11 protein-coding genes and 1 pseudogene are annotated in these 10,966 nt (G+C 57.4%); 6 read left to right on the top strand and 6 right to left on the bottom strand.

Features of this window, described 5'->3' with window-relative positions:
- Nucleotides 1-161 precede the first annotated feature (161 nt).
- On the bottom strand, nucleotides 162-518 hold the full coding sequence (gene queD / locus JL015_RS06035) for a 6-carboxytetrahydropterin synthase QueD (protein ID WP_025259462.1): 357 nt from the start codon (nucleotides 516-518) through the stop codon (nucleotides 162-164).
- Between the two features lie 200 nt (nucleotides 519-718).
- On the opposite strand from queD, the gene JL015_RS06030 reads away from it, so the two are divergent.
- The 6 genes and pseudogenes from JL015_RS06030 to JL015_RS28015 all read left to right on the top strand — a co-directional run bounded on the left by JL015_RS06030 (nucleotide 719) and on the right by JL015_RS28015 (nucleotide 5,108).
- Nucleotides 719-1,027, top strand: a complete 309-nt coding sequence (locus JL015_RS06030) for a PepSY domain-containing protein (RefSeq protein ID WP_201017808.1) — start codon at nucleotides 719-721, stop codon at nucleotides 1,025-1,027.
- Complete coding sequence (locus JL015_RS06025; protein WP_095068634.1) at nucleotides 1,027-1,335, top strand: PepSY domain-containing protein; 309 nt, start codon at nucleotides 1,027-1,029, stop codon at nucleotides 1,333-1,335. Before JL015_RS06030 ends, JL015_RS06025 begins: the two co-directional genes overlap by 1 nt.
- On the top strand, nucleotides 1,335-2,003 hold the full coding sequence (locus JL015_RS06020; RefSeq protein WP_025259465.1) for a response regulator transcription factor: 669 nt from the start codon (nucleotides 1,335-1,337) through the stop codon (nucleotides 2,001-2,003). The genes JL015_RS06025 and JL015_RS06020 overlap by 1 nt, the downstream gene beginning before the upstream one ends.
- The gene (locus JL015_RS06015) at nucleotides 2,000-3,322 is read left to right on the top strand and encodes an ATP-binding protein (RefSeq protein ID WP_201003345.1); all 1,323 of its coding nucleotides are present in this window, start codon (nucleotides 2,000-2,002) and stop codon (nucleotides 3,320-3,322) included. Before JL015_RS06020 ends, JL015_RS06015 begins: the two co-directional genes overlap by 4 nt.
- A 106-nt stretch (nucleotides 3,323-3,428) precedes the next feature.
- Nucleotides 3,429-4,250 (top strand): annotated as a pseudogene (locus tag JL015_RS28020) (cache domain-containing protein); the annotation flags it as partial.
- 36 nt (nucleotides 4,251-4,286) lie between these two features.
- Complete coding sequence (locus JL015_RS28015; protein ID WP_374063377.1) at nucleotides 4,287-5,108, top strand: methyl-accepting chemotaxis protein; 822 nt, start codon at nucleotides 4,287-4,289, stop codon at nucleotides 5,106-5,108.
- 143 nt (nucleotides 5,109-5,251) lie between these two features.
- Here JL015_RS28015 and nuoN read toward each other — a convergent pair whose 3' ends face one another.
- Genes nuoN through nuoJ form a run of 5 tightly spaced genes read right to left on the bottom strand, consistent with a single transcriptional unit; the run spans nucleotide 5,252 to nucleotide 10,961 of the window.
- Nucleotides 5,252-6,715, bottom strand: coding sequence for an NADH-quinone oxidoreductase subunit NuoN (nuoN, locus tag JL015_RS06005; RefSeq protein ID WP_201017806.1), 1,464 nt, complete (start codon nucleotides 6,713-6,715; stop codon nucleotides 5,252-5,254).
- A 7-nt stretch (nucleotides 6,716-6,722) separates the two neighbouring features.
- A complete protein-coding gene (gene nuoM / locus JL015_RS06000) occupies nucleotides 6,723-8,255 on the bottom strand; it encodes an NADH-quinone oxidoreductase subunit M (RefSeq protein ID WP_201003339.1) in 1,533 nt (510 codons plus the stop codon).
- 41 nt (nucleotides 8,256-8,296) lie between these two features.
- Nucleotides 8,297-10,150 (bottom strand): NADH-quinone oxidoreductase subunit L, encoded by a 1,854-nt coding sequence (gene nuoL / locus JL015_RS05995; RefSeq protein WP_201017805.1) that lies wholly within the window; start codon nucleotides 10,148-10,150, stop codon nucleotides 8,297-8,299.
- Nucleotides 10,147-10,455, bottom strand: a complete 309-nt coding sequence (gene nuoK / locus JL015_RS05990) for an NADH-quinone oxidoreductase subunit NuoK (RefSeq protein WP_122316072.1) — start codon at nucleotides 10,453-10,455, stop codon at nucleotides 10,147-10,149. Before nuoK ends, nuoL begins: the two co-directional genes overlap by 4 nt.
- Entirely contained in the window at nucleotides 10,452-10,961 is a 510-nt protein-coding gene (nuoJ, locus tag JL015_RS05985) for an NADH-quinone oxidoreductase subunit J (RefSeq protein WP_201003335.1), read from the bottom strand. Before nuoJ ends, nuoK begins: the two co-directional genes overlap by 4 nt.
- Between the last annotated feature and the right edge of the window lie 5 nt (nucleotides 10,962-10,966).

Raw genomic sequence — 10,966 nt, 5'->3', positions numbered from 1 at the left:
GGCGATGAAAAAACCACACATCCGCAGGACCGGATTTATCCGGGAAGAGGCCGCCCGTCTCGCGAATGAATTCGCTCCTGCTCATTGGGGGAGCGCCGTCCGTGTCTTGATTCAGGGCAATAAAAAACCACCGTAAAGGTGGTTTTATATATGAGCTGGCATCACTCGCCGCGATATTCACATCCGCTGGTACAGGTTTCGTGAATGCGAACCGCCGAGAGTTCAGGCAGCAAGGGCTTCAGTTCATCCCAGATCCATTTCGCCAGATTTTCGCTGGTCGGGTTTTCCAGGCCAGGGATGTCGTTGAGGTAGTTATGATCCAGGCGTTCATACAGTGGCTTGAAGATAGCCTTGATCTCGGAGAAGTCGCGTATCCAGCCAATATGAGGATCGACCTTGCCGGACAGATGAATTCCTACCCGGAACGAATGCCCGTGCAGGCGTCCACATTTATGGCCCTCAGGCACATGGGGGAGCCGGTGTGCAGACTCGAAAGTAAACTCTTTGAAAATTTCCACTGTGTATAAGCCCTGGATAGATGGCGATCGCGCAAGCGATAAATGCAGGGGACGAGTTTAACAGCAATGCTTTCAAACACCATGCTCAGGTAAGGTGGTCGGACAAGTAGTGATGGCATGTAGCCAGAGGGATTCAGCTTGAGTTAAGTTGATACCCTTATCTTGGTATCCGTAGAAAGCACCACTCGACGGAGCCCATAATGAAAAGACTGACCACTTTGCTGACTGCCGTAATGTTCACTGCTTCTGCCGGGTTTGCCCTGGCACGTGATATCGGGCCAGATGAAGCCCTGCGCCTCAGGGATGCAGGAACCATCCAGTCTTTTGAAAAGCTCAACGAATACGCATTGTCCAAGCACCCTGGTGCAACGATCACCGAGACGGAGCTCGAAAACGAATACGGTAAATACGTTTATCAAATCGAATTACGTGATACCGCAGGCATTCAGTGGGACCTGAAAATAGACGCTGTCACCGGGCAGATATACAAGAACTATCAGGATAAGTAATGAAGGTCGAAAAGCGTCTCTGCACACTCCTTGGTTTGGGGCTGCTCTGCACTGCGGCTCAGGCCAAGGACCTGAATCAGGACGAGGCACTCAGTTTGCGACAGCGTGGGGTGATCCTGCCTCTTGAGCAATTCATCGAGCAAGCGTTGAGTCATCATCCTGGTGCCAAGCTGCTTGAGGCTGAGCTGGAAGAAAAAAATGACCTGTACGTCTATGAATTCGAGTTGCTGACCACGCAAGGCGTTGTCCGCGAGCTCAAGTTCAACGCACGTGACGGGCGACTCCTGCAAGACGAGGAAGATGATTGATGCGGCTACTACTGGTTGAGGATCATGTGCCTTTGGCGGATGAACTGATCTCTGCCCTTGGGCGACAAGGTTATGCCGTGGATTGGCTGGCTGACGGCCGTGATGCGGTCTATCAAGGTGTGAGCGAGCCCTATGACCTGATCGTTCTGGATCTGGGGCTGCCAGGTCTTCCCGGTCTTGAGGTGCTTCAACAATGGCGCGCCAAAGGTCTGGCTGCGCCTGTGCTCATTCTTACGGCGCGGGGCTCATGGTCAGAGCGCATAGAAGGCTTGAAGGCAGGTGCCGACGATTACCTGACCAAACCCTTTCATCCCGAAGAATTGCAGTTGCGCATCCAGGCTTTGCTGCGCCGCTCGCATGGGCTGGCCAACCAGCCGACCCTCGAGTCAGCAGGGCTCAATCTGGATGAAAGCCGGCAGTGTGTTGTTCGCGACGGCGTGGATATTCAGCTGACGTCTGCCGAATTCCGTCTGCTTCGTTACTTCATGCACCACCCTGAGCAGATCCTTTCCAAAAGCCATCTTTCCGAGCATTTGTACGATGGCGAAAACGAACGCGACTCCAATGTGATAGAAGTTCATGTCAATCACCTGAGGCGCAAGCTCGGGCGTTCAGTAGTCACGACTCGTCGTGGCCAGGGTTATCTGTTCGGTGGTAATAACGCTTGAAGTCCATACAGAGGCGCCTGAGCCTCGGTCTTATCGCCGTTCTGGTCGTTGTGGGTCTGGTGATGGCCCAGACCAGCCTGTATTTGTTCGAACTGGGTCTGCAGCGCTATCTGGAAGCCGGGCTGCGCAAGGAAAGCGAAAGCCTGCTGGTTGCCCTGGTTCGTGGCCCGGTCGGGATTCAACTGGATGAGCAGCGCTTGTCTGCGGCCTACCAGCGTCCGCTCTCCGGTCATTACTTCCGTCTGGACTTCCCCCAAGGCTATTGGCGCTCTCGCTCATTATGGGATTTTGAGTTGCCCAAACCCGAGGGGGCAGGGCTGCATGCTGACCTGGAGCTGGGACACACCGGACAATCACTTCTGGTATGGAGTGCGGACTACCGAAAGTTCGGTCAGCAGATCACTGTGACGGTTGCGCAGGACTACACGCCAGTCAGGGCCAGCTTTCAGCGCATGCAGCAAATAGGCCTGGGATTTGGCCTGGCTGCACTCATCCTGGTTCTTGTGCTGCAGCGCGTTACCGTGCGCAGAGCCTTGCGACCTCTGGAAACCGTTCGCGAACAGATATCCCAATTGCAGCAAGGCCAGCGTTCGCAGCTGGATAATCAAGTGCCCCTTGAACTTGAGCCGCTGGTGGCTCAGATCAACCATTTGCTTGCTCATACCGAAGACAGCCTCAAGCGTTCACGCAATGCGCTGGGTAACCTTGGCCATGCCCTTAAAACACCCCTGGCTGTTCTGCTCAGCCTGGCATCGAGCGAACAACTGGATGCCAACCCGGCTTTGCGTAAAACACTGCATGAACAACTGGAGAACATTCGCCTGCGTCTGGAGCGCGAGCTCAACCGTGCTCGCCTGTCCGGTGATGCGTTGCCTGGGGCGCGCTTCGATTGCGATGCAGAATTATCCAGCCTGTTTTCTACACTGCGCATGATCCATGGTGAGCATCTGGATCTGATCAACGATGTCCAGAGCGGCCTGCATCTGCCGTGGGATCGTGAGGATATTCTCGAGCTGCTGGGTAACTTGCTCGATAACGCCTGCAAGTGGGCAGACAGTGAAGTTCGCCTGAACATTACACCGAAAGCGCAGGGCTTTTCGCTTCTGGTCGACGACGATGGACCGGGTATTCCAGAGTCTCAGCGTGCCGATGTTTTCAGCCGTGGCACCCGTCTCGACGAACAGATCACCGGCCATGGGCTCGGCCTGGGGATCGTGCGCGATATTGTCGAAGCATGGGGCGGCGACCTGCAACTGCTCACCAGCCCCATGGGCGGGCTTCGTGTGCAGATCGACCTACCTGAACGCACCTTGCCCTGAGTCAGTCCCTTCCTACAAAAAAGTGGGGAATATCTTAATTCCCCACTACCTTTGCCGATAAAGGTTGAAACACTCCCCTATAAAAACAACTGAATAGGCGAATCCTATGCGTCTGAGTCTGAAAGCCAAGGTTCTGTCATTGGCCGTCTTGCCAGTGTTGTTGTTCGCTGTGGTGATCAGCGCGACAACGGTGTTTATCCTCCACCAACAAGCCGATAGAGAGGTCAGCGAAACACGGGAACGCTTGCTGACAGAGGCTCGTGCCACCCTGAAAAACTATGTGGACATCGCCCTTAGCGGCATCAAGCCCATTTACGACAATGCTGCGCCAGGTGATGACGCTCCCAAGGCCAATGCCATCAAGCTGCTCGCATCTGTCAGCTATGGCAAAGATGGCTACCTGTTTGGTTATGACTCCGAAATCATACGTATCTTTCGCAGCACCAGTGCCGATGGCCTGGGCAAAAGCTTCAAGGACGCGCGCGATCCCAATGGCGTCTACCTGAATAGAGAGCTGGTGGCCGTCGCCAAGGCCGGTACTCACTACACCTATTACGCCTCGGCATTGCCAGGCAAGACTGAACCGGTCCCCAAGGTCGGTTACACCGAATACCTGCCCAAGTGGGATCTGGTCGTGGGTAGCGCAGTCAACCTCGACGGTATCGAAGCCCAGGTCGCGGTGGTCAAGCATAACGTTGAAGCACGCCTGCAAGACATGCTCTACAGCATTGTCGGCATTACCGTGCTGGTACTGGTGATCATTAGCGTGATCGGTATTGTCCTGACCGGAACCCTGTTGCGTCCTCTGCGTTTGATGAAAAACAACCTGGACGATATCGTCGCCGGTGAAGGTGATCTGACGCGCCGGCTGGCCATTACCAGCCAGGATGAACTCGGCGAACTGGCGGGATCGTTCAACCGCTTCGTCGACAAGATCCACGGCATCGTTCGCCAGATCACCGAGATGACTGCGCAGTTGACCGGATTGGTCAGCGAGGTGTCCGATCAGGCACAACGCTCGGAACAGGCAATGGATCGTCAGCGTCATGAAACCGATCAGGTTGCGACCGCCATCAACGAAATGTCTGCCGCTGCCCAGGAAGTCGCAAAAAGCGCTCAGGGTGCTTCTGTGGCTGCCCAGCAGACCGATGAGCAAGGAAAGGCTGCCAAGCGAGTGGTTGATGGCAGTATCAAGCAGATCCACGCTCTGGTAGATGACATCCGCAAAAGTGGTTCATCGCTGGATAGCTTGCAGCAGGATGTTTCCTCGATTGTCAGCGTGCTGGGCGTCATTCGTTCCATTGCAGAACAGACCAACCTTCTGGCGCTCAACGCGGCAATCGAAGCCGCGAGGGCAGGGGAGGCCGGGCGAGGTTTTGCGGTCGTGGCCGATGAAGTCCGGGCACTGGCCAGCAGGACTCAGCAAAGCACCCAGGAAATTCAGGGCATGATCGACCGTCTGCAAAAGGGCACTGAGGAAGCGGTAGGAGCCATGCGCCGTTCCAGCGAGGCCGGTGACGGTACCTCGACTCAGGCCAATGATGCAGGACAGTCGTTGGTGACTATTGGTGAGCTGATTGCGACCATCAACTCGATGAACGCCCAGATCGCCAGTGCCGCTGAAGAGCAGACGGCGGTAGCTGAGGAGATCAACCGCAGCGTCCACCAGATCGCCGTAGCAGTCGAAACCGTTGCCGATGAAACCCGACAGGGCGCTCAGACCTCTCGCAGCCTGTTTGACCTTGGCAAACGCCTTGGCGGCCTGGTCGCCCAGTTCCGCGTCTGACCAAGACCCAGGAGCGAATTCATTCGCGAAACGGTATTCCAAACGATGAACATGTATTGGATGCACTGACTCTTCGCGAATGAATTCGCCCCCTGCAAGCCAAAAAAAACCCTGCCGAAGCAGGGTTTTTTGTTTAGTACCGATCAGCCCGCCAGGGCTGCATTCAACACCAGATCCAGCAATGGCTGTGGGTACACGCCCAATGCGAAGGTCAGGATGGCAACGGCCAGCAGCATGATGCCGCCTGTACGCTGTGCCCAGTTGAAGGCCGCATCGTGACGAGGCAGCTTGTTATCGACCAGATACATCGTGACCATCACTCGCAGGTAGTAGAACACGCCGATTGCACTACCAATGACCAGTGCGCCGATCAGCCACCACAGGTGCGATTCAACGCCGGTGGCGATGATGTAGAACTTGCCGATGAAGCCAGCGGTCAGCGGAATGCCTGCCAGGGATAGCATCATCAGGGTCATGACCGCAGTCAGGTACGGACGACGCCAGAACAGGCCGCGGTATTCGAACATCGCATCGGCATCGCGGCCGCTGTACGGCGAGGACATCATGGTGATTACACCGAAGCTGCCCAGCGAGGTCAGTACATAGGTCGCCAGATAGACACCGATTGCCTCAACGGCCATGCCTTTACTGGCCACCAGCGCGATCATCAGATAACCGAAGTGGGCGATGGACGAATAACCCAGCAGACGCTTGAGGTTGTTCTGGGTCAGCGCCAGCAGGTTACCGACCAGGATCGAAGCCACGGCGATTACGGCCAGGACGTCATGCAATACGCCACTGCTGGCTGCCGGGGAAATCTGGAACAGACGCACCAGCACAGCGAAAACCGCGACCTTGCTGGCGGTTGCCAGGAAAGCAGCAACCGGTGCAGGGGCGCCTTCGTATACGTCCGGTGTCCACAGGTGGAACGGGACCAGCGACAGTTTGAATGCCAGACCCACAACCATCATGCCAAGACCCAGGCTGGCAAGCGGGCTGGGCATGCCTGTAGCGGCAATCGCCTTGCCGATACCATCGAAGCTCAGGCTGCCTGCTTCTGCGTACAACAGCGCCATACCGAACAGCAGGAACGCCGAGCCTGCTGCCGAAAGCACCATGTACTTGATGCCGCCTTCCAGCGAGCGCTTGTTGAAGAAGGCGTAGGCGACCAGACCGTAGACAGGTACCGACAGCAGTTCCAGACCGATGAACAGGCCAGCCAGATGCTTGGCACTCACCAGTACCAGACCGCCAGCCGCAGCCAGCAGGATCAGCAGGTAAAGCTCTTCACGATTGCCCGGATAGCCTTTCTTGTCGTCGCCCAGATAAGCATGCGCCATCGTCACGCACGCCAGGGTCGAGGCGAGGATGATTGCCATGTACAGGCAGGCGAAGCTGTCGATCTGCAGCAATGGCGTAACGGCCAGTGGAGCGACCTTCAATGCCGGGTAGATCGACAGCAATGCCAGGTTGAGCCCTGCTACCGACAGCAGGAATGTTTGCGAGTGATTGCGGCGCCATGCGATGGCCAGCATCACCACCACGACAGTGATGCTGGTAATCAGCAGTGGGGCAAGCGCAATAAAGTGTTGAATCGTCAGGTCCATAGCGCTCTTACCGGGCCGAAGCGAGTTGAGTGAAGGCAGTGCCTAGCCATTGCTGCACGCCGTGCATGGTCGCTGCCGAAGTATCGAGGAACGGCTGCGGGTAAACCCCCAGCACGATCAGCAACACGGCAAGGCCCAGCACCATGATCAATTCCCGTGCATCCATGCCCTTGAGAAGCTCGTCGGACTTGGCAGGGCCAAAGTAGGCGCGGTGGATCATGATCAGCGAGTAGACAGAACCGAACACCAGACCTGAAGTTGCAATGGCCGTAACCCACGGCGCGTGGACAAAAGAGCCCAGCAGGATCAGGAACTCGCCAACGAAGTTGCCGGTACCCGGCAGACCCAGCGATGCAGCTGCGAAGAACAGGCTGATGGCTGGCAGGTACGGGATACGTGACCACAGGCCACCCATTTGACGCATGTCACGGGTGTGCAGGCGTTCGTACAACTGACCGCTCAGGATAAACAGCGCTGCTGCCGACAGACCGTGGGCAATCATCTGGATGACCACGCCTTGCAAGGCTTGCTGGCTGCCCGAGTAGATACCGATCAGGACGAAACCCATGTGCGAGACGCTGGAGAACGCGATCAGACGTTTGATATCGGTCTGTGCGAAGGCCAGGAAAGCACCATAGAAAATGCCGATCAGGCCGAGGGTCATTGCAATCGGTGCGAACTCTGCCGACGCATTGGGGAACAGCGGCAGGGCGAAACGCAGCAGGCCGTAGGCAGCGGTTTTCAACAGAATACCGGCCAGGTCGACGGAGCCCGCAGTCGGTGCCTGAGCGTGAGCATCCGGCAACCAGGAGTGCAGCGGCACGACCGGCAGTTTCACCGCGAAAGCGATGAAGAAGCCCAGCATCAGGATGTACTCGATGCCCGGTGCCAGCTTCGTCTTCAGCAGTTCAGCGTAAGCGAAGGTGACCACGCCGGTCTGGTTGAAGTTGACCAGTACCAGACCCAGGATCGCCACCAGCATGATCAGGCCGCTGGCCTGAGTGAAGATGAAGAACTTGGTCGCAGCGTAGATACGTGTCTTCTTGCCGTCCGACGAGCTATGACCCCAGAGCGCGATGAGGAAGTACATCGGCACCAGCATCATTTCCCAGAAGAAGAAGAACAGGAACAGGTCGATGGCCAGGAACACGCCGACCACACCACCCAGAATCCACATCAGGTTCAGGTGGAAGAAGCCGACCTTGCGCTGGATTTCCTTCCACGAGCACAGGACCGACAACACGCCGAGCAGGCCGGTCAGCAGGATCATCAGCAGCGACAGGCCGTCCAGAGCCAGGTGCAGGCTGATGCCGAAGCGCTGGATCCACTGGGCCTGGAATTCCAGGGTCCAGGTGGGTGCTGCGCCCGGGGCAGGGGAGAGGGTGTAGTCGCCGACGCTCCACAGCCACAGGCCGATACCGAGCAACAGAGACATGGTCAGCAGCGCGATCCAGCGTGGCAGTGTGGCGCTGACGCGCTCACACAACCAGCACAGCAGGCCGCCGATAAAGGGGATCAGGATTAGCCAAGGCAGAATCATGACGGGCTCAATTCCTTTCGCAAATTCGCAAGGTTTTCATGTCAGACCGCAACCAGAACGACGGCACCAAGTACCAGAACGGCACCTACGGCTATCGAGGCAGCATACCAACGCAACTGGCCGGTCTCGGTGCGGCTCATGGTTGCATGACCCCCCTTGACCAGACGCGGGATCAAACCAATGGTGCGGTCGAACGGATCGCTACGCAGCACATGGCTGATCGCCAGATAAGGTTTGACGAACAGCTTGTCGTAGATCCAGTCGAAGCCCCATGCAGCGAACCACCAGGCTGACAGGAGACGGCCAGGGCCGCTGTTGGCGATAGCTGTCACCAGCCGACGCTTGCCCAGAAACAGCAAGGCCGCCAGCAGGATACCGGCCAGGGCAATGGCACCCGAAGCGATTTCCAGACTGTGCTTGGCTTCGCCGCCAGCATGGCCGACGCTTTGTGGCAGCACACCGGCCAGCGGAGGCGTGATCATGGCGCCGATGAAGGTCGACAGCACGATCAGCACCGACAGCGGCAGCCAGTGAGCGATGCCATGACCGGCATGGGCTTCGGTCTTGGCTTCACCGTGGAACGCGATGAAGATCAGGCGGAAGGTGTAGATGGAGGTCATGAATGCGCCGGCCAGACCTGCATACAGCAGACCGTTGTTACCGCTGGCGAAGGCTTCCCAGAGAATTTCGTCCTTGGAGTAGAACCCGGCAGTCAGCAACGGCAGGGCTGCCAGAGCGGCACCACCGACGATGAAGCTTGCATAGGCCAGAGGCAGTTTCTTCCACAGGCCACCCATCTTGAAGATGTTCTGCTCGTGGTGGCAGGCAACGATCACCGCACCCGAAGCAAGGAACAGCAGCGCCTTGAAGAAGGCGTGGGTCATCAGGTGGAAGATCGCGCCTTCCCAGGCACCAACACCCAGCGCCAGGAACATGTAGCCGATCTGGCTCATGGTCGAGTAGGCGAGGATACGTTTGATGTCGGTTTGTACCAGAGCTGCGAAACCTGCCAGAACCAGTGTCACGCCGCCGACAATGCCGACCAGATGCAGGATGTCTGGAGCCAGAGTAAACAGGCCGTGGGTACGGGCAATCAGGTAGACACCTGCGGTTACCATGGTTGCCGCGTGGATCAGTGCCGAAACCGGAGTAGGACCGGCCATCGCATCCGCCAGCCAGGTTTGCAGCGGCAGTTGCGCGGATTTACCGACCGCACCGCCCAGCAGCATCAGCGTTGCCAGCACGATCCAGAAGTCACCGACCTTGAAGTGCTGAGGCGCAAGGACCAGCAGTTCCTGGACATTCAATGTGCCCAGTTGCTGGAACAGGATGAACAGGCCGATGGCCATGAACACGTCGCCGATGCGGGTCACGATGAAGGCTTTGAGTGCTGCGTTACCGTTGTTGCGGTTGCTGTAGTAGAAACCGATCAACAGGTAGCTGCACAGGCCCACGCCTTCCCAACCGAAGTAGATGAACAGCAGGTTGTCGCCCAGGATCAGGAACAACATGCTGGCAATGAACAGGTTGGTGTAGGAGAAGAAGCGCGAGTAGCCCTCTTCACCGCGCATGTACCAGGACGCGAACAGGTGAATCAGGAAGCCTACGCCGACCACCACGCCGAGCATGGTGACCGACAGACCGTCCAGATACAGCGCGAAGTTCGGGCTGAAGCCATCAACGTCCATCCATTGCCACAGCACCTGGGTGTAATGGCCACCCTCTGGTGGTGCGACGTTGAATTGCCAGATGACCCAGGCGGTGACCAGGGCCGACAGGCCTACGGAACCGACGCCGATCAGGGCTGCGAGGTTTTCCGAGATGCGTCCACGGGAGAACGACAGCAGCAGAAAACCGATCAGGGGAAATACGAAAGTGAGAAAGAGTAGGTTCATCCGCGCATCTCACTGGCAGCGTCGATATCGAGGGTGTGGAAGCGGCGATACAGTTGCATCAGGATCGCCAGGCCAATGCTGGCCTCGGCAGCAGCAAGGCTGATCACCAGAATGAACATGACCTGTCCATCCGGTTGGCCCCAGCGGCTGCCGGCAACGATGAACGCCAGAGCAGATGCGTTCATCATGATCTCCAGGCTCATCAACACGAACAGAATGTTGCGACGAACTATCAGGCCGACCAGGCCAAGACAGAACAGGACGCCGGCGACCGCCAGACCATGTTCCAGAGGGATAGCATTCATTGGCTTGGCTCCTTCGCGTCTGTGCGGCCCAGATGGAATGCCGTGACGGCTGCGGCAAGCAGCAGCATCGAGGCCAGTTCCACCACCAGCAGATAAGGTCCGAACAGGCTGATACCGACCGCCTTGGCGTCGACTGTGGTGTGACCGATGCCAGCACCGCTCGGGTTGGCGAACAATACATAGAGCAGTTCAGCCAGCAGCAGTGCGCCAAGAATGACCGGACCTGCCCAGATGCCGGGTTTGAGCCAGGCACGTTCCTGCTGAACCGAGGCCGGGCCCAGGTTCAGCATCATTACCACAAACACGAACAGGACCATGATCGCGCCCGCATAGGCGATGACTTCCAGAACCCCGGCGAACGGTGCGCCCAGGCTGAAGAAAGTCATTGCCACTGCAATCAGCGAAATGATCAGGTAGAGCAGGGCATGCACCGGGTTCGTATTCGTGATCACCCGCAGGGTGGACACGACGGCGATGCCGGATGCGAAATAGAAAGCGAATTCCATCTTTA

The sequence above is a fragment of the Pseudomonas cichorii genome (genome assembly GCF_015471405.1).
Taxonomy (GTDB): domain Bacteria; phylum Pseudomonadota; class Gammaproteobacteria; order Pseudomonadales; family Pseudomonadaceae; genus Aquipseudomonas; species Aquipseudomonas serbiensis.
This window is presented reverse-complemented; position numbering and strand designations above follow the sequence as displayed.

Coding starts and splice junctions, on each gene's coding strand:
- JL015_RS06030 (WP_201017808.1), top strand. CDS start 719: ATGAAAAGACTGACCACTTTGCTGACTGCCGTAATGTTCACTGCTTCT.
- JL015_RS06025 (WP_095068634.1), top strand. CDS start 1,027: ATGAAGGTCGAAAAGCGTCTCTGCACACTCCTTGGTTTGGGGCTGCTC.
- JL015_RS06020 (WP_025259465.1), top strand. CDS start 1,335: ATGCGGCTACTACTGGTTGAGGATCATGTGCCTTTGGCGGATGAACTG.
- JL015_RS28015 (WP_374063377.1), top strand. CDS start 4,287: ATGACTGCGCAGTTGACCGGATTGGTCAGCGAGGTGTCCGATCAGGCA.
- nuoN (WP_201017806.1), bottom strand. CDS start 6,715: ATGGACCTGACGATTCAACACTTTATTGCGCTTGCCCCACTGCTGATT.
- nuoM (WP_201003339.1), bottom strand. CDS start 8,255: ATGATTCTGCCTTGGCTAATCCTGATCCCCTTTATCGGCGGCCTGCTG.
- nuoL (WP_201017805.1), bottom strand. CDS start 10,150: ATGAACCTACTCTTTCTCACTTTCGTATTTCCCCTGATCGGTTTTCTG.
- nuoK (WP_122316072.1), bottom strand. CDS start 10,455: ATGAATGCTATCCCTCTGGAACATGGTCTGGCGGTCGCCGGCGTCCTG.
- nuoJ (WP_201003335.1), bottom strand. CDS start 10,961: ATGGAATTCGCTTTCTATTTCGCATCCGGCATCGCCGTCGTGTCCACC.